The following is an 18,458-nucleotide window of genomic DNA, read 5'->3' as shown; positions in this document are numbered from 1 at the left end:
CCTAAAGCACATCGCATGAACCCGTTCATACGCGATGTGCTTTAGGGCAATTCCAGCGAAAGGGCGGAGTGTTTTGCGTTCGGAATTGCTTGAAAATAATGAGATAGAGCGTTCGGGAAACGCTACAAAAAGTTCGGAGAGACATATGACGGTACACTTTATCGGCGCCGGTCCGGGGGCTGTGGACCTGATCACGGTTCGCGGTCGCGACCTGATCGGACGCTGCCCGGTCTGCCTCTATGCCGGCTCGATCGTCTCGCCGGAATTGCTGCAATATTGCCCGCCCGGCGCACGCATTGTCGATACGGCACCGATGTCGCTCGACGAGATCGAGGCAGAGTATGTGCGCGCCGCGGAAGCGGGCGAGGACGTCGCCCGGCTGCATTCCGGCGATCTCTCGGTCTGGAGTGCCGTTGCCGAGCAGATCCGCCGGCTGGAGAAACACGGCATCGGCTACACGATGACGCCCGGGGTGCCGGCCTTTGCTGCGGCGGCTGCAACGCTCGGCCGCGAGCTGACCATTCCGGCCGTCGCCCAGAGCCTGGTGTTGACGCGGGTTTCCGGTAGGGCCTCGCCGATGCCCAACACCGAGACGCTGGCGGGCTTCGGCGCCACCGGTGCGACGCTTGCCATCCATCTCGCCATCCATGCGCTCGACCAGGTCGTCGAGGAGCTGACGCCGCTCTATGGCGCCGAATGCCCGGTGGCGATCGTCGTCAAGGCGTCGTGGCCGGATGAACGGGTGGTGCGTGGCACACTAGGCACGATCGCGACCAAGGTGGCCGAGGAACCGATCGAGCGTACCGCGCTGATCTTCGTCGGTCCGGGCCTGGAGGCCTCCGACTTCCGCGAAAGCTCGCTCTACGATCCCGCCTATCAGCGGCGGTTCAGGGGGCGCGAATAAATCTATTCGTCAGCCGGTTCGGGAAGTGGCTTCTGCTTCAGCGGGACGCCGCGGCGTTCCTCGACGCGGTCGCGATAGAGCGCGGCCTGGCCGAGCAGCATCAGTGTCACCGGCGTTGTCATGATGACGAAGACGATGATCAACACCTCGTGGAACACCCAGCGGCTCTGCAGCACAGCAAAGCAGACGATCGAGGCGGTGCAGATGAGGATGACGCCGCCGCTGGTGGCAAGCGTCGGCGCATGCAGGCGCGTATAGAAATCCGGCAGCCTGAGCAGCCCGAGCGAGCCGATCAGCGCGATCGCCGAGCCGAGAAGGACGAGGCCGCAGACGACAATGGCGGCCCAGGTCGGAAGGTCGGTCAGGTGGCTCATTCGATCACCTCCCCGCGCATCAGGAACTTGCCGAACGCGATCGACGAGACGAAGCCGATCAGCGCCACGATCAGCGCCGATTCGAAATAGATGCTGTTGGCGGTGCGGATGCCGAAGGACAACAGCATCAGCATCGCGTTGATGTAGAGGGTATCGAGGCCGAGAATGCGATCCTGCGCCCGCGGCCCCTTGACCATGCGGTAGAGGGCAAAGGCCATGGCAAGCCCCAGCATGATCTGGGCTGCGAGGATCGACCAGATGATTGCCAGCTCCGTCATCCGAACATCTCCTTCAAACCTGCTTCGTAGCGCTTCACCGTCTGCAGCCAGACGTCCTCGTTTTCCATGTCGAGAACGTGGAACAGCAGCGACTTTCTGCGGCGATCGTATTCAAGCCATGCGGTGCCCGGCGTCGCCGTCATGATGCAGGCCAGCAGGGCGAGCGCGTTCTCGTCCTCGAGATCGAGGTCAACCGTCAGGAAGCCCGAGTTCGGCGCCCGCCTGCCGACGCGCAGGATGACAAGCATGACGGCGATGTTGGAGCGGACGACATCCAGAATAACGCTGGCGCTAAAGCGCAGCGTGCGCAGGATTCGGCGTGGATGCGAGCGGGTCGGATTGAGCTTGAGCGTCACCCAGCCGAGCGCCACGCTCAATATCGTGCCCATGACGATGGTGCCGGTGGCAACCGATTGGTTGAGGAGCAGCCAGATGAGCAGCAGGCCGACGGACAGGAGCGGGTAGGGGAACCAGGTGCGCATCGGCTACTGCCCTCCCACACGCGGCGCCCTGAGGACGCGCTGGGTATAGATCGACGGATCGAGCAGGGAATCCGCCGTCGCCTGCATGTAGCGCATCGTCGGGCCGGCCTGCAGGCTCAGGAAGATGCAGGCGCCGAGCAGCACCACGACAGGGGCAATCTCGATGACGAAGACGCGCGGCTCGGTATTTTCGATCGAGGCCCAGAAGGTGCGGATGCCGACGCGGTTCATGGCGATCATGGCGGAGAGGCCGGACAGGATCAGCAATGTGACATAGGTCCAGTCGGCAGCCGAAATCGCCGACGCGGCCTCGGGGTCGGCGAGGCCGAACAGACCGCTCAGGATCGCGAACTTGGCGACGAAGCCCGAAAGTGGCGGCAGGCCGGCAAGCAACAATGCGCAGAGGCAGAAGCAGAGGCCGAGCACAGCCATTGTGCCGGGAATAGCGGCGCCGGCTTCGTCCACTTCCTCGTCCTCGTCGGCATCGCCATAGGCTTCCATCGTTACCGCCAGAACGTCGGCGCCGGCGTCGCGGCCGCGCTCCACCAATTCGATCAGCAGGAAGAACGCCGAGATCGTCAGCGTCGAGCTGACGAGATAAAACAGCGCGCCGGCAATCATGCTGGAATGCCCGAGGCCGATTGCTGCCATCAGCGTGCCTGAGGATACCAGCACCGAATAGGCGGCAAGCCGGGCCATCGCCTGCGAGGCGAGCACGCCGATCGCGCCGAAGGCGATCGTCAACATGCCGCCGACGACCAGCAGCGTCTGGCCGAAGCCGGCGGAGACCCCGGCATTGGCGCCGAAGACAAGCAGCGACAGGCGCAGGATGACGTAGATGCCGACCTTGGTCAGCACAGCAAAGACGGCCGCAACCGGCGGCGTCGCCGCCGAATAGGCGGTCGGCAGCCAGAAGCTCAAAGGCCACATGCCGGCCTTGACCAGGAAGGCGACGCCGAGGACGCCGGCGCCGACTTCGACCATCTGGCGGTTCTCCGGCGAAATGCTGGCGAGCTCGACGGCAAGGTCGGCCATGTTGAGCGTGCCGGTGGCGCCATAGATCAGGCTGACGCCGATCAGGAACAGCGACGAGGCGGCAAGATTGATTGCGACATAATGTAGGCCGGCCTTGACGCGCAGCGGACCGGAGCCGTGCAGCAGCAGGCCGTAGGATGCCGCCAGCATGATCTCGAAAAAGACGAAGAGATTGAAAAGATCTCCCGTCAGGAAGGCGCCGTTTAGACCGGCGATCAGCAGCTGGAACAGCGAATGGAAGTGATGGCCGGCGGTGTGCCAGCGGGCGATCGAATAGACCTGGGCGGCCAGCGCCAGGCCGCTCGTCAGGCAGAGCATCAGCGCCGAGAGCCGGTCGAGCACGAGAACGATGCCGAAGGGCGCCGGCCAGTTGCCGAGCTGGTAGACGCTTGTGCCGGCAAGGAAGCCTTCCGTCGAGGCGCTAGCGCGCATCAGCACCATGGAGAGCACGAAGAGGGCGAGCGTCGAGACGAAGCCCATCACGCCCTTGGCCATGCGGTTGCGCTCGTCGATCGGGATCATCGCCGCGCCGACCATCAGCGGCAGCAGGATCGGCAGGATCATCAGGTGGTGCAGCCAATCAGTCACTGCGCTGCTCCCTTCCGTCGACATGGTCGGTGCCGGTGAAGCCGCGCGAGGCGAGCAGCACGACAAGGAAGAGCGCCGTCATGGCAAAGCCGATGACGATCGCGGTCAGCACCAGCGCCTGCGGCACCGGATCGGTGTAGCGCGAGAGATCGCCGACGCCGCCGGGATCGAGGATGGGGGGCGCGTTCACGCGCAGCCGCCCCATGCTGAAGATGAAGAGATTGACGGCATAGGAGAGCAGCGACAGGCCGATGATCACCTGATAGGTGCGCGGCCTGAGCAGGAGATAGACGCCCGAGGCGGTGAGAACGCCGATGGCGGCAGACAGGATGATCTCCACTACTTCGCCTCCTTTCCGGCGCGAAGGACACGGGCATGGGCACGCGGTGCGCGGATCGACTGGTGCGCCAGGGCGATCAGGATGAGGACGGTTGCCCCGACTACCAGCGAGAAGACACCAAGATCAAAGAAGATCGCGCTCGCCAGCGGGAATTTCCCGACGATCGGCAGGGTGACGTATTGCGCGTGCGAGGTCAGGAACGGATAGCCGAACAGCCATGAACCGATGCCGGTTGCCGCCGCAACGATGATGCCGATGCCCATCCAGCGCAGCGGATGGATGCGCAGCCGCTCCTCGACCCAGCGGGTGCCGCCCGACATGTATTGCAGGATGAAGCCGATCGACATGGCGATGCCGGCCGCAAAACCACCGCCCGGCAAATCGTGGCCGCGCAGGAAGAGATAGGCGGCCAGCATGCCGCTGACCGGGAACATCCAGCGCATGATCACCGATGGAACGAACAGATACTCGGCGACGCTGTCGCCCTTGGCGCGATCGGGGTGATCGTCGTCGAAGGCATTCTGCACCTGCTGTTGTTCCGGTGCCTCGAGGCTGTCGGCCTGCGGACGGAAGCGGAGCAGGAGCGCGAACACGGTCAGTGCGACGATCGCCAGCACCGCGATTTCGCCGAGGGTATCGAAGCCGCGGAAGTCGACAAGGATGACGTTGACGACATTGGTGCCGCCGCCTTCCTTGTAGGCGCGCTCGAGGAAGTAGCTGGCGATGGTCTCGGGCATCGGACGGGTCATCACCGTATAGGCGATCAGCGCCACGCCGCCGCCCGCCACGATGGCGAGCAGAAAGTCGCGCAAGCGCCGCAGACGAACGCGCAGCGACAGCAATTCTAATTCCTGCGTGTCCTCGATGCGCTTGGGCAGCCAGCGCAGGCCGAGCAGGATCAAGACCGTGGTGACGATTTCGACGAGGAGCTGGGTGACCGCAAGGTCGGGGGCCGACAGCCAGACGAAGGTGATGCAGGTGACGAGGCCGGCGCCGCCGAGCAGTACCAGCGCCACCAGCCGGTGGAACTTCGCCTGGTAGGCCGCCCCCACCGCACAGGCGATGCCGATCGCCCAGAGCAGGGCGAAGGCCGGGTCGATGCCGCGCACGAGAAGCGGCGGCAGTTCGAAGCGATTGAGCAGCAGCGGAAGCGCACCGGCGACGATCGCCACGAAGACCAGGAACCGCATCTGCGGCTGCAGCCGGCGCGTGCCGAGCCTCTGTTCGAGCGAACGCGCCCATTTCCATGACAGGGTCACCAGCACCCGCTCGAAGATGCGCTGACCGTGCAGCAGGCGGAAGACCGGCGGCCCCTCGGTGCTGGTCGCCAGATAGTTCTTCATCAGGAAATAAAGGCCGACGCCGCCGAGGAGCGCCACGCAACTCATGATCAGCGGCAGGTTCCAGCCGTGCCAGACCGAGAGGCTGTACTGTGGGGTGCTCGCCCCAAGGATCGACACGACGGCGGTATGCAGGAACGGGCCGATGGTGATCGCCGGGATGATGCCGACGACGAGGCAGGCCAGCACCAGGAACTCGATCGGCGCACGCATCCAGCGCGGCGGCTCATGCGGGATCTTGGGCAGGTCGCTCGGCGTCTGGCCGAAGAAGACGCTGTGGATGAAGCGCAGCGAATAGGTCACCGCGAACATGCCGGCGAGCGTCGCGACATAGGGCGTGATCGCATCGAGCAGGTTGGCTTGGTGCGTCTCGATGGCTTCGGCGAAGAACATCTCCTTGGAGATGAAGCCGTTCAACAGCGGCACGCCGGCCATCGCAGCACTGGCGACCATGGCGAGCACGGCAGTGCCGGGCATGTAGCGTATGAGCCCGCCGAGCTTGCGCATGTCGCGTGTCCCGGTCTCATGGTCGATGATGCCGGCCGCCATGAACAGCGATGCCTTGAAGGTCGCGTGATTGACGATGTGGAAGACCGCGGCGACGGCGGCAAGCGGACTGCCGAGGCTGAGCAGAACCGTGATCAGTCCCAGGTGGCTGATGGTCGAATAGGCCAGAAGCCCCTTCAGGTCCTGCTGGAAGATCGCGAAATAGGCGCCGAGAAGCAGCGTCGTCAGGCCGGCGAGCCCGACGATCCAGAACCAGGCCTCGGTGCCGGCCATGACCGGCCAGAACCGCACGAGCAGGAACACGCCCGCCTTCACCATGGTCGCCGAATGCAGATAGGCCGAGACCGGGGTCGGCGCCGCCATGGCGTGCGGCAGCCAGAAATGAAACGGGAACTGTGCGCTCTTGGTCAAGGCACCGAGCAGAATCAGGATCAGCATCGTGACGTAGAGCGGGTGATTGCGGATCGTGTCGCCGGAGGCGAGCACGACGTCGAGATCGTAGCTGCCGACGATCCGGCCCATGATCAACAGCCCGACAAGCATGCAAAGCCCGCCCATGCCGGTCATCGTCAGTGCCATGCGGGCACCGTCGCGGGCATGGGCGTTGTGGTGCCAATAGCCGATCAGCAGGAATGAGACGATGCTCGTCAGCTCCCAGAAGACCGCAAGCAGGATCAGATTGCCGGAGAGAACGACGCCGAGCATCGACCCCATGAAGGCGAGGAACAGGGCAAGGAAGCGCGGCACCGGGTCTTCGGCCGCCATGTAATAGCGGGCGTAGAGCACGACGAGCACGCCGATTGCGGTCACCAGCACCGTGAACAGCCAGGCAAAGCCGTCCATTCTCAAGGTGAAGTTGAGGCCGAGCTCCGGCATCCAGGCAAGTTCATAGCGCAGAACGCCGCCGGAGGTGACGAAGGGGTAAAGGCCCGCAGCAACCAGGAAACAGAGAAGCGCGATCGCGCCTGCGAACCAGGCCGTTGCGCCGCGTTGATCGGACGGAAAGAAGATTGCAATGAGGCTTCCCGCGAACGGGGCTAGGATGAAGACAGAAAGCAATTTCCCCGCGTATTCGATTGTACCGTTCCCTTCTCTTGGGCATAATGGAGATTGGGTGCCGAGGCCCCTCAAGAACCATCGCTGACGCAACGGTCACAGACGATGCCGTCATGGTCCGCATAGCGGTAACAGGCATATGTTTTTATGACGATTTTCCCTGGGGCTGCCAAGCCTCGGCACTTGAAAAATGCGCGCGCAGCGCTTTTTTAGCCCGCTCGCTCGCGCGCCGAACTGTCGCAGCCGGCTGGAGGCGCCGTCAGGCGGCCTGCCACCTGCGCTCGAAAACGAAGGCGGCGAGATCGTTGGCGCTCATTGGCCGGGCAAAGACATAGCCCTGAAGGCCATGACAGCCGAGTTCTCTCAGAATATGGGCGTGCTCGAGCGTTTCGACGCCTTCGGCGATCACTTCGATGCCGAGCGAGGTGCCGATATCGATGATCGATTCGACGAGGCGCTTTTCCGCCGGCGAGTTCAGGATCGGCAGAATCAACTGGCGATCGATCTTCAGGCGCCGCGGCGTCAGCTTCAACAGGCTGAGGATGGAGGCATAACCGGTGCCGAAATCGTCGATCTCGATATCGATGCCGAGTTCCTTGATCCGGCGGATGTTCGACAGCACCGTGACGTCGCTCTCGTCGAAGGAGATCGATTCCAGAAGCTCGAAGGACAGGCGGCCGCGCGGGATCTGCAATTGCTCGAGACGGTCGATCAGCCCTTCGTCGTGCAGACGGGCATAGGACAGGTTGACCGAGACCTTCGGAATATGGATGCCGATGGCTTCCCAGCGATAAATCTGGAACAGCGCCTGCTCCAGGATCGCCTGGTCGATGGAGGCGACGACGTTGATGTCTTCGGCAGTCCTAAGAAAGGTGTGCGGACCCAGCAATCCCTTGGCCGGGTGGTCCCAGCGCGCCAGCGCTTCGACGCCGATGACCTCAAGCGTGTTCGGACAGAACTGCGGCTGGAAATGCGCGATGAATTCCTTGTGCTCGAGGCCGCGAAGGATCTCGTCGGCGGTCTGCTTGGTCTTGAACACGGCAGTCTTCAGGTCGCCAGTGAAGGTTTCGTGCCGGTTGCGGCCGCGGCGCTTGGCCTCGTAAAGGGCGATGTCGGCATTGACGAGGATCTGGGACAGATCGTCGGTCGGCTCGGCCTGCGCTGCGATGCCGATGCTGACGCCGATGCGGCATTCCTGATCCTTGTAGCGAACCGGCACGCTCATGGCTTCAATGATGCAGGATGCGAGCCGCGCATCGGGCTCAGCGCTATCCTCCGCGCGGACGATGACGAACTCGTCGCCGCCGATGCGGGCGACGAAGTCCTTCTCCCTGGCGTTGGTACGCAGCAGTTCGGCGGCGTGGCGCAGGATCTCGTCGCCGGCGGCATGGCCGAGCGTGTCGTTGATCTGCTTGAAGCGATCGAGGTCCATATGAAAGATGCTGAGCCTCGCCTCGGCATCGAAGTGATGGCTTCTGTCCGCAAGCACCTGGTCGAGGAAGCGCCGGTTCGGCAGGCCGGTCAAGGGGTCGTGCAGGGCATTGAATTCCATGCGGTGACGTGCCGCTTCCAGTTCGGCGCTGTGCGCTTCAGCCTGGCGCCTGGCTTCCGACAGGGTCGCGCGGGTCTTGATATCGGCGGTCACGTCCCAGTTGACGCCGACGATCTTCTTGCGCCCGTCGGCGCCGTCATAGGTCGAGCCGATAGCGCGGATATGCCGGATGGTGTCGTCCGGTAGCCGGATTCGGAACTCGGAATTGTAGGCGCCGCCCGAGGCAAGGGCTTCGGCGAATTCCTCTTCCGCCCGGGCAAGATCGTCGGGATGCAGGCTGGTCTTCCAGTCGTCATAGGCCTGGTGGACCGATCCGGTCTTGCCGTAGAGCTCTTTCATCCGCTCGTCCCAGAGCAGCTTGCCGCTGGCGATGTCGAGTTCCCAGATGCCGATCTGCGACGTATCGAGGGCGATCTTCAGGCGGTGCGACAGTTCCTGCAACTGCGCCTTGCTCTGTCTGAGCGCGCGAATGTTGTTCTGCCGCTCGCTCATCAACCGGCCGGTCAGCAGCATCGGCAAAATGATCATCAGACCGCCGGCAACGATCAGCGCGCGGATGAACCAGGCATTGCGCGCCGTGTGCGGCCAGCCGCCCTTGGGGACGGCCACAATGCGCCAGGAGCCGCCGGGAAGCAGGACCGTCATGCCCACCGGCGCCTGTTCGAAAACCCTGGGGTCGCCGAAGAAGGCCGTTCCGTCGCTGCCCGTCCCATCTCGGCCGGTAATGGCGATATCGATGCCGAGCTTGGAGGAGAGGAGGCCGCTGTCATTGTAGAGGCGATCGACGTCAATGACGGCGGATACGATTCCCCAGAAGCGATTGCTGCCTCCACCGGTATCGACCGATACCGGAAACCGGCCGATCAGTCCGCGCCCGCCCTGGACGAGGTCCACCGGGCCGGCGAGCACCATCCTCCCCGTGTCCCTGACCTTCATGACGGCGGCGCGCTGCGCATCGTTCTTGCGGTAGTCGAGCCCTATCGCCTTCTCGTTTCCTCGCAAGGGGTACGCCATGCGCACGACCAGGTTCGGCGCGGCAGCAATGCTGCGTAGCTGCGACCGCTCGGTGAAGATGCTGCGCGACAGGGCGGCGAACCGATCCTGGCCCATGCCCGGCTCGGTCACGATCGTGCCGATCAGGCCGCGCACGAGCTGGATATTGCCGTTGATGCTCGCTTCCAGCCTGGAGCGGATCGGGTTCAGTTCGTCGGCGACCTGCGACCGCACGCGCGCTTCGGAGACCACCTGGTTCTGATTGTCCGCGAGGATGCCGGCGACCAGGACGACGAAAGAGGCAATGATCGCGGGAAGGTAGTTGGGTGTCAGAACCCTGGAAAGTTTCTTCTTCCCGAGGTGGAAGGCATGTCTGGCAGGCACAAGATCACCCCGGCGGCGTGCGAATGATACGAAACGACCGGGATGATCCCAAATTGGTATTAACAATTGTTGTTTTAGTTCCGGCTTTTATTCTTGCCCGGGGTCATTTTGCCGTCTTTCGCTCGGGCAGATTCTTGCGTTTGGTTTCGGCAAGCTCTTCGAGTTCGCCTTCGGTCATGGATTTTTCCATGTCGCGTGAGGCACCCTTGAGTTCGGATTTCTTCATGTCCCCGCGTTTGGCGGCGAGTGCTGCGCCGGCTGCTTTCTGCTGGGCTTTGGATTTTGCAGGCATGTCGCATCTCCTTCCTTGCGGTCGCCAAGCTCAACGCAGATCGATCACGCCGGTTCCGTTTTTCCGATCACGATCTGCTTTCGATCATCGCCTGCAAGGTATCCAGCCGGTCGGCCTCACGGGGGAGCTTGTCCTGCCGTAGCCGCGCGATACGCGGAAAGCGCATGGCAACACCCGACTTGTGTCGGGTCGAGCGGTTGAGGCCCTCGAAGGCGACCTCGACGACGAAGCCGAAATCGGGTGCAGCCCGCACCGCCCGTACCGGACCGAAGCGCTCGGTGGTATTGTCCCTGACGAAGCGGTCGAGAATCTCCAGCTCGGCATCGGTAAAGCCGAAATAGGCCTTGCCCACCGGCACCAGCGTTTCCGCGCCGTCGATCTCAGTCCAGACGCCGAAGGTGAAATCGGAATAGTAGCTGGAGCGCTTGCCATGGCCGCGCTGCGCATACATCAGCACGGCATCGACGTTGAAGGGTGCGCGCTTCCACTTGAACCAGGGGCCTTTGGCGCGGCCGGCGGTATAGGGCGAATCCAGCCGCTTGAGCATGATGCCCTCGATGACGGGATCGGGCGGATCGGACCGGAGCCGGTCGAGTTCCTCCCAGGAGGAAAACGGCACGAGCGGCGACAGGTCGAAATGCTGCGGCGAAGCCCGTTCGACGAGGTCGCTCAGCAGTGCCCGTCGCGCCAGGAAACCCTCCGCTCGAACGTCGGTTTCGCCCGAAAAGAGCACGTCGTAGGCGCGGATGAAGGCCGGATATTCGTCAAGCATCTTGCGACTGACGGTCTTGCGGTTCAGCCGTTGCTGCAGGTCGGAGAAGGTCCGGGTGGCGCGGTTGGTGCGGGCGGTGCCGCCGACCAGCAGTTCGCCGTCGATGATGCCCGAGAAATCGGCCGCTTCCAGCACGTCGGGGAAGGCGCCGGAGATTTCGTCGCCGCTGCGCGAATAGAGCCGCCTGGTCCCGCCGATATTGGCAAGCTGCACGCGAATGCCGTCCCACTTCCACTCGGCGGCAAAATCCCTGGGATCGAGCTCGTCGAGGTCGCCTTCGCCGACCGGGGTGGCGAGCATCACCGAATGGAAGACGGCGGGCGTCGAAAGGACCGGCTTTCCCGCCTCTCCCGCCAGCCATTGGAAGAGCGGCGAATAGGGCGGGGCGAGCCCGTGCCAGAGTGTCTCGATTTCGCTGACGTCCTTGCCGCCCATCTCGGCCAGCGCCTGCTTGGCAAGCTTGGCGGACACCCCGATGCGCAGGCCGCCGGTCACCAGTTTCAGGAAGGCGAAGCGCGCCGAGGTGTCGAGCCGGTCGAGCATGTCGCGAACGACGCTGCGCACATTGGCACGGCCGGTCGCCTGCAGCGTCTCGATTGCGTCGCTAAGCCGGATGTCGCTCGGTGCCACGCCCGCGGGCGGCTCCCAGACCAGCGAGACCGTTTCCGCGAGGTCACCGACATAATCGTAGGAATAGCGGAACAGCACTTCGTCCATGCGCTCGAGCAGCAGGTCGCGGATCATCGCCGGCTTGACGGTGGCAAGCGAGAGCGTGCCGGCGATCGCCGCAAGCGCATAACCGCGGTCCGGATCCGGTGCAGCGCGGAAATAATCCGCCAGCAGTCGGATCTTGGCGTTGCGCTGCGGGGTGAGCACGAGCCGGTCGAGCAGTTCGGCGAAGGCCTTCATCGCTCATTCCCCCTCGTCGTCGTAGCCGACGAGATGTAAGGGTCGCGCCGCGATGCCCTCAAGCTCGCACCAGCGCACCAGCGCCTCCTCGCGGCCATGGGTGACCCAGACCTCGGACGGGCCGACCTCACGGATCGTTTGGGTCAGTTCGGGCCAGTCGCAATGGTCGGAGATCACCAGCGGCAGTTCGACGCCGCGCTGCTTGGCCCGTTGCCGGATCATCATCCAGCCCGAGGCGAAGATCGCCAGCGGATCGACGAAGCGCCGGGCCCAGCGATCGGCGAAGGCGGCGGGCGGGCCGATGACAACGGTGCCGGCAAAATCCTGTTTCTCGTCGGCTGCAAGCGTCGCCGGCCGGATCTCACCGAGGTCGATGCCTTCGCCGCGATAGTAATCGCAGAGCTTCTGCAGAGCGCCGTGGATGTAGATCGGCCGGTCGTAGCCCTGCTCGCGGAGAAGGGCGATTACCCTTTGTGCCTTGCCGAGCGCATAGGCGCCGACCACATGCGTGCGCTCGGGAAACTGCTTCAGCGACGTCAGCAGTTTATGCATCTCGGCGCGGTCGTCGGGGTGGTGGAAGACCGGCAGGCCGAAGGTAGCCTCGGTGATGAAGACGTCACAAGGGACCGGTTCGAACGGTAAGCAGGTCGGGTCGCGCCGCCGCTTGTAGTCGCCCGACACGACGATGTGCGTACCCTTCGCTGCCACCGAGATCTGCGCCGAGCCGAGCACATGGCCTGCGGGGTGAAAACGCACCTCCACACCGTTGACAACGATTGTCTGACCCAGCGCAACGGCCTGGCTCGTGCCGCAGAAGCCGTCGCCGTAGCGGATGCGCATGATATCGAGTGTTTCGCGGGTGGCCAGCACCTGGCCGTGCCCGGCACGGGCGTGGTCGGAATGGCCATGGGTGATCAGTGCGCGGTCGACCGGCTGCACCGGATCGATGTAGAAATCCCCGATCTCGCAATAGAGACCTTTCGGGGCGGGATAGAGCAGGGCGTCCGGTTTCATGCCTTTAGAGATAGCTGGCGAAAACATATCCGCCAGCCATCGGTGCAAAGTTTTTCGAGCGGTCGGCGATGCCGATCCGTTCGAGGACGCATCAGTCGTGCAGTGCCAGCGTGTCGCCGATCAGCTTCAGGGTCTTCGCCGCATCGATGTCGATGCAGGCCTTCTGGCTCGGCAGGTTGTCCCACGGGCTTGGCGGGAACAGCCGGCTGTCGGGCTTCTGGATCGTCTGGCCGTCGGCAATGCCGCCGCAGACGACGCGGATGACGCCGCTGCGCACCTTGAACAGGTCCGGCGCCACGACATAGGCGCAGGCGCAGCTGTCATGCACCACCATGCCATCAGGCACATGCTGCTCGTAGAAGGTGATGTAGAACTGCGAGATGTCCGAGAGCAGCTTTGCCGGCGGTCCACCGCGCGTAGCGATGTCGGCGAGCATCGCGTTGGTCATCACGGTCTTGGTGGTGACGTCGAGACCGACGACGGTGACCGGCCAGGGGGCGGTCATCACCACGTCGGCTGCTTCGGGATCGCCATGGATGTTGGCTTCGGCGGCAGGCGTGATGTTGCCGTTGACGTCGAAGGCACCGCCCATGATCACGACTTCGCGCACCAGCGGCGCAAAGTCCGGATCTTCGCCCAGCGCCAGCGCCAGGTTGGTCATGCGACCGACGGCAATGAGCGTCACTTCGCCGGGATGGGCGCGAACGGTGTCGATGATGAAACGGTGCGCCGGGCGGGGATCGACGGGCAGGTCGATCGTCTCGGGCACGTCGATGTTGCCGAGGCCATCATCGCCATGGATGAAGGTCGGCCAGCCGACATGCGGCCGATCCGGATTGAATGTCTTGTCGAGACCCTTTGCGATCGGTGCCTTTATGCCCCATTCACGCTTCAGGAACAGCGCGTTGCGCGTCGTCGTTTCGACCGAGGCGTTGCCGAAGACCGTGGTGATGCCGATCAGGTCGATATCCGGGTGGCGGTGAAGGAAAAGGAGGGCCATCGCATCGTCGATGCCCGGATCCGTATCAAAGATAACCTTGTGCATGTGTTCTTCTTTTCTTTTTCTTGCGTTTGACGGGTCGCAATGGAGGCAAGATGCCCGCGAAAGTCAATCGGTCATCGATCCCCATCGGATATGCCCGACGGCAAAGCTGGTGAACTGTTGGGCATAACCTGTGTTCTTTTCGATCACCACTCCCCGGGGCCTGCTTAAACTTTCTGAAAGGTGAAGCGCCTATCCTTGCAAGGCGCCTTCGGGCTTTTGTTTCAGTTCCTGATATGACAGCGGAGCCATTCTCGTGAAGGCTATTCTCGGCAAGTTGCGCCCGTCAAAGAGGCTCCTCGTCATCCTTGCCGCGGCGTTCGGCGTGTCGGCGGCCTCAGGTGCTGCCGCCGTCTATGTCGGCCGCGACGCGTTGATGGAGCGGATCTCCAAGCCAGCCATCTCCGGCCTCGAATGCACTTTGGTCCGAACTCTGAAGCTCGGCCATCATGGTCAGCGCTGGGTCCGCATGCACATCAAGACGGATCGCGCCGACGGCGAGGCGCGCATGCGCACTGCTCTGCGCGTGGTCGGTGCCCTGTCCAAGGCAGAGAAGGCTGATCTCTACCAGGTCGTCGTTCTCGATGCGGCCGGGCCGGAAGAGCGCGCCCAGGTTCGAGGTGCTGCGATCGGGGCGCAAGTTCTCTTCGCACCGGGTCCGCAAAGCGTGCCTGGCATGGACGAGCCTTTCCGCGCGTCCTACAACGACGGCAAGGCAAACTCGGCCGGTTTCTTTCATGGCAGCACGGTCGATCTTTCCGTGGGCGAGATCCGCGGCATGATGGCTGGTATGGACGATCGTTCGCCCTGCATCGATCCGAACGCCGTCACCGTCGAGGGCGAGGCGGTGCCTGAGGCCGCAGCGCAAGAGCACAAGGTCGAGAGCGCCGAGGCGCCGGCCGGCCACTGACGCGGTTCGCGCCAAAAGGCGCCAGGTAATCCATCCTTGAAAAACGAAAAAAGCCCGCCGCAAACGCGCCGGGCTTTGTGTCTTGTGCCGTTATGGCCCCGATCAGTCGGCCTTGTTGCGACGCGCCGGGAACAGGATGATGTCGCGGATCGACGGCGCGTTGGTCAGAAGCATGATCAGGCGGTCGACGCCGATGCCGAGGCCGCCTGCCGGCGGCATGCCCTGGTCGATGGCGTCAAGGAACTCGTCGTCGAGCTGCTTGGCCTTTTCGCCGCGCGCATGCGCCTGCTCGAGCTGCTCGACCATGCGGGCGCGCTGCTCTTCCGGATCGTTGAGTTCAGAGAAGGCGTTGCCGAGTTCCCAGGTGTTGCAATAGGTCTCGAAACGCTCGACGAGGCGCGGCTCGCCCGGCACTTCCTTGGCGAAGGGCGAGATGTCCTTCGGGAAATGCGTGACGTGGGCCGGCTGGATCAGTGTCGGCTCGACCTTCTCTTCGAAGACGAAGGCGAGGCACTCGCCCCAGGTCCAGTCCTTCTCGACCTCGAAACCGGCAGCCTTGGCCGCAGCGCGGGCTTCTTCGTCGGTCTTCATCGCCAGGAAATCGATGCCGGTCGCTTCCTTGACGGCATCCGGCATCGGCACGCGGCGGAAAGGACCCTTGAAGGAGATTTCCTTGTCGCCGAACATGAACTCGGTCGAGCCGTGGATCGACAGAGCGAGCTTGGTAAACAGCCGCTCGACGAGGTCCATGATGTCCTCGTAGTCGGCATAGGCCCAGTAGCACTCCATCATGGTGAACTCGGGATTGTGCCTTGTCGACACACCTTCGTTGCGGAAGTTGCGGTTGATCTCGAACACCTTGTCGGTCAGGCCCGATACCAGCGTGCGCTTCAGGTACAGCTCCGGCGCGATGCGCAGGTACATGTCGAGTTTCAGCGTGTTGTGGTGGGTCTTGAACGGCTCTGCCGTCGCGCCGCCATAGACCGAATGCAGCATCGGCGTTTCGACTTCCATGAAGCCGTCGTCTTCCATGAAGCGGCGGATGCCCGAGACGATCTTGCTGCGCTGCTGGAAACGCAGCTTGGATTCCTCGTTGGTCATGATGTCGAGGTGGCGCTTGCGGTAGCGCAGCTCGATATCCGACAGGCCATGCCACTTCTCCGGCATCGGCAGCAGCGACTTCGTCAGCATGGTGATCGCTTGCGCGTTGATCGTCAGTTCGCCGCGCTTGGTGCGACGGACAACGCCGGTCACGCCGATGATGTCGCCGATGTCGATCATCGGCAAGAGCGCGCGTGCATCTTCCGGGGTGGTGTCCTTGTGGCTGAAGATCTGGATCTTGCCGGATGCGTCATGGATATCCATGAACATGCCGGAGTTGCGCGACGAGTAGACGCGGCCGGCAACGGTGACGACATCCTGCGTCTCGGTGTCCAACTCCAGGTTCTCGTACTTTGCCGCCAGTTCGGCATTGGTCATCGTCCGGTGGAAATGGGCCGGATAGACGTCGCCGATCTGCTCGCGCAGCAGCTTCAGCTTCTGCGCGCGCACTTCCGTCACGTCGGAGGAGAGGCCTGTTGCTTCGGTCTTGTCGTTCATCGTCCTGTCCTTACTTTCCGCTGCCGGCCATCGAGGCGGCGATCTGGCCTGCGACCTTCAACCGCTGGCGCACGACCGAGCGGCCGAGCAGTTCCATGCTGTCGAACAGCGGCAGCGAGCGCGACGAGCCGGAAACCGCCACGAACAGCGGTGCCAGCACGACCTTGAGCTTCTTGCCCATGCGGTCGGCGATCGCGCGCAATTCCGCCTCGATCGTTTCCTTGTTCCATTCGAGGATCTTTTCCAGATCCGGCTGGACCGTGTTGAAGATCTCGACCAGTTCTTCCGGGCTCGACTTGATCTTGGCGAAGGCCGCGGGCTCGAGCCCGAGGTCGGACTTCAACAGGAAGTCGGCAAGTGCCGGCAGTTCGCCGAGCTTGGAGATGCGCGACTGCGACAGCTTCAGGCCCTGCTTCAGGCGATCGTTCTCGGACGCCCAGGCAAGCACCCGGCCGAGGAATTCGTCGTCGCTCAGCTTTTCACGGATCCAGCGGCCGTTCAGCCAGTCGAGCTTCTGGATGTCGAAGATCGCGCCCGATTTCGACAGGTTGTCGGGGTCGAACTTTTCGGCAAGCTCGGCCATCGTCATCAGTTCCTCGCCTTCGGCGATCTGGATGAAGAACAGGCCGAGGAAGTTCATCAGCGCTTCCGGCAGGTAGCCGAGCGCGGAGTAGTAGGAGATCGACGTCGGGTTCTTGCGCTTCGACAGCTTCGATTTGTCGGCATTGCGCATCAGCGACAGGTGCATGAACACCGGCGGCGTCAGGCCGAGATATTGATAGATCAGGATGTGCTTCGGCACGGACGCCAGCCACTCTTCGCCGCGTGCGACGTGGGTGATCTTCATCAGATGGTCGTCGACGACGTTCGCCATGTGATAGGTCGGCATGCCGTCGGCCTTGAGCAGAACCTGCATGTCGACCGAATCCCACGGGATCTCGACGTCGCCATAGACGCCGTCGGTGAACTTGCAGGAACCCTCAGTCGGGATCTTCATGCGCACGACGTGCGGCTCGCCGGCGTCGACGCGGCGCGTCACTTCTTCGGCGGTCAGGCTCAGGCAGTGGCCGTCATATTTCGGCTGCTTGCCGGCGGCGCGCTGAGCCTCGCGCATCTGCTCCAGCCGTTCGGGCGTGCAGAAACAACGGAAGCCGTGGCCGTTGTTCTCGATCTGGCGAACGTAGTCGAGATAGATGTCCTTGCGATCGCTCTGGCGGTAGGGGCCATAGGGGCCGCCGACGTCGGGGCCTTCCGACCATTCGAGCCCGCACCATTTCAGCGCGTCCAGCACCTTCTGCTCGAATTCCGGCGTCGAGCGCGTGGCATCGGTATCCTCGATCCGCAGGATGAAGGTGCCGCCGTGCTTCTTTGCGAAGAGGTAGTTGAACAGAGCGATATAGGCGGTGCCGACATGCGGCTCGCCGGTGGGGGAGGGTGCGATGCGTACCCGGACTGCTGAATCTGCCATGGTCTTTGCCCGTTTGACGTGCTTCTCGCCCCTTGCCGGAAGACAAGTCCGGCCGCCGGGCGCGCATTTTATGGGAAGGAAAGGCCCGTAGGGGTGCCGCACCAGCGGTATCGGCGGGCTATTCCAGTCGGCTGGCGTGAGACCATAGAACGTCGAGCATGTCAACGGAAAGTGGATCACGCCGGTTTTTGTTGACACCGCCGATGGGTGGTTATATTGAACCGTGAGGTTATTTAACTGAAAGGTTTTTTAGAAAATGCCGGAAGATCGCCTGTCGACCACGCTCTCAGCCCTTGCCGACCCTACCCGCAGGGCCATCCTCGCCCGGCTCTCTCTCGGCGAGGCTTCGGTCGGCGAACTGGCGGAGCCGTTCGAGATGAGTCTGCCGGCAGTTTCCAAGCATTTGAAAGTGCTCGAGCGCGCCGGGCTGATCAGCCGCGGCCGCGAGGCGCAATGGCGGCCCTGCCGGCTCGAGGCAGCACCCTTGCGGGACGTCAACAGCTGGCTCGACAGCTACCGCCGCTTCTGGGAAGAGAAGTTCGATCGTCTCGACGCCTATCTGCAGGAACTGCAACAGGCAGATCCGGACGCAGGGAAGAACTGATCTCCGTGATCTTGC

At 63.3% G+C, this 18,458-nt stretch carries 16 protein-coding genes; 3 read left to right on the top strand and 13 right to left on the bottom strand.

The features are described 5' to 3' along the window. Window positions 1-145: 145 nt before the first annotated feature. The gene (cobM, locus tag BC360_RS29185; RefSeq protein ID WP_065797816.1) at window positions 146-904 is read left to right on the top strand and encodes a precorrin-4 C(11)-methyltransferase; all 759 of its coding nucleotides are present in this window, start codon (window positions 146-148) and stop codon (window positions 902-904) included. Between the two features lie 2 nt (window positions 905-906). Here cobM and mnhG read toward each other — a convergent pair whose 3' ends face one another. The 11 genes from mnhG to BC360_RS29130 all read right to left on the bottom strand — a co-directional run bounded on the left by mnhG (window position 907) and on the right by BC360_RS29130 (window position 13,865). Then, complete coding sequence (gene mnhG / locus BC360_RS29180) at window positions 907-1,278, bottom strand: monovalent cation/H(+) antiporter subunit G (RefSeq protein WP_065781065.1); 372 nt, start codon at window positions 1,276-1,278, stop codon at window positions 907-909. Beyond that, window positions 1,275-1,556, bottom strand: a complete 282-nt coding sequence (locus BC360_RS29175) for a K+/H+ antiporter subunit F (protein ID WP_053252119.1) — start codon at window positions 1,554-1,556, stop codon at window positions 1,275-1,277. The genes mnhG and BC360_RS29175 overlap by 4 nt, the downstream gene beginning before the upstream one ends. Then, window positions 1,553-2,038, bottom strand: a complete 486-nt coding sequence (locus tag BC360_RS29170) for a Na+/H+ antiporter subunit E (RefSeq protein ID WP_065781064.1) — start codon at window positions 2,036-2,038, stop codon at window positions 1,553-1,555. Before BC360_RS29170 ends, BC360_RS29175 begins: the two co-directional genes overlap by 4 nt. 3 nt (window positions 2,039-2,041) lie before the next feature. Continuing rightward, entirely contained in the window at window positions 2,042-3,685 is a 1,644-nt protein-coding gene (locus BC360_RS29165) for a monovalent cation/H+ antiporter subunit D (protein WP_065797815.1), read from the bottom strand. Beyond that, window positions 3,654-4,001, bottom strand: a complete 348-nt coding sequence (locus tag BC360_RS29160) for a Na+/H+ antiporter subunit C (RefSeq protein ID WP_065781158.1) — start codon at window positions 3,999-4,001, stop codon at window positions 3,654-3,656. The genes BC360_RS29165 and BC360_RS29160 overlap by 32 nt, the downstream gene beginning before the upstream one ends. Beyond that, entirely contained in the window at window positions 4,001-6,907 is a 2,907-nt protein-coding gene (locus BC360_RS29155) for a monovalent cation/H+ antiporter subunit A (protein WP_065797814.1), read from the bottom strand. Before BC360_RS29155 ends, BC360_RS29160 begins: the two co-directional genes overlap by 1 nt. A 256-nt stretch (window positions 6,908-7,163) precedes the next feature. Further along, on the bottom strand, window positions 7,164-9,833 hold the full coding sequence (locus tag BC360_RS29150; RefSeq protein ID WP_065797813.1) for an EAL domain-containing protein: 2,670 nt from the start codon (window positions 9,831-9,833) through the stop codon (window positions 7,164-7,166). Window positions 9,834-9,936: 103 nt separating this feature from the next. Next, window positions 9,937-10,125: a DUF3008 family protein gene (locus BC360_RS29145; RefSeq protein WP_065781060.1), complete on the bottom strand. Its 189-nt coding sequence runs from the start codon at window positions 10,123-10,125 to the stop codon at window positions 9,937-9,939. A 67-nt stretch (window positions 10,126-10,192) separates the two neighbouring features. Then, on the bottom strand, window positions 10,193-11,806 hold the full coding sequence (locus BC360_RS29140) for a cisplatin damage response ATP-dependent DNA ligase (protein WP_065797812.1): 1,614 nt from the start codon (window positions 11,804-11,806) through the stop codon (window positions 10,193-10,195). 3 nt (window positions 11,807-11,809) lie between these two features. Beyond that, on the bottom strand, window positions 11,810-12,820 hold the full coding sequence (locus tag BC360_RS29135) for a ligase-associated DNA damage response exonuclease (RefSeq protein ID WP_065797811.1): 1,011 nt from the start codon (window positions 12,818-12,820) through the stop codon (window positions 11,810-11,812). Window positions 12,821-12,911: 91 nt separating this feature from the next. Continuing rightward, complete coding sequence (locus tag BC360_RS29130) at window positions 12,912-13,865, bottom strand: nucleoside hydrolase (protein WP_065781057.1); 954 nt, start codon at window positions 13,863-13,865, stop codon at window positions 12,912-12,914. Window positions 13,866-14,118: 253 nt separating this feature from the next. Between BC360_RS29130 and BC360_RS29125 the strand changes: the two genes are divergently transcribed. Continuing rightward, the gene (locus BC360_RS29125; protein ID WP_065797810.1) at window positions 14,119-14,772 is read left to right on the top strand and encodes a hypothetical protein; all 654 of its coding nucleotides are present in this window, start codon (window positions 14,119-14,121) and stop codon (window positions 14,770-14,772) included. Window positions 14,773-14,874: 102 nt separating this feature from the next. On the opposite strand, the gene lysS is transcribed toward BC360_RS29125, so the two are convergent. Next, complete coding sequence (gene lysS / locus BC360_RS29120; protein WP_065781055.1) at window positions 14,875-16,371, bottom strand: lysine--tRNA ligase; 1,497 nt, start codon at window positions 16,369-16,371, stop codon at window positions 14,875-14,877. A gap of 10 nt (window positions 16,372-16,381) precedes the next feature. Then, the gene (gene gltX / locus BC360_RS29115; RefSeq protein WP_065797809.1) at window positions 16,382-17,839 is read right to left on the bottom strand and encodes a glutamate--tRNA ligase; all 1,458 of its coding nucleotides are present in this window, start codon (window positions 17,837-17,839) and stop codon (window positions 16,382-16,384) included. A gap of 256 nt (window positions 17,840-18,095) precedes the next feature. On the opposite strand from gltX, the gene BC360_RS29110 reads away from it, so the two are divergent. Further along, on the top strand, window positions 18,096-18,443 hold the full coding sequence (locus BC360_RS29110) for an ArsR/SmtB family transcription factor (RefSeq protein ID WP_065781053.1): 348 nt from the start codon (window positions 18,096-18,098) through the stop codon (window positions 18,441-18,443). Window positions 18,444-18,458: the final 15 nt, after the last annotated feature.

The sequence above is a fragment of the Ensifer sp. LC163 genome, assembly GCF_001695855.1.
GTDB lineage: Bacteria > Pseudomonadota > Alphaproteobacteria > Rhizobiales > Rhizobiaceae > Ensifer.
Note: the sequence above shows the minus strand (reverse complement) of the source record. Positions and strands in the feature narration are given on the sequence as shown.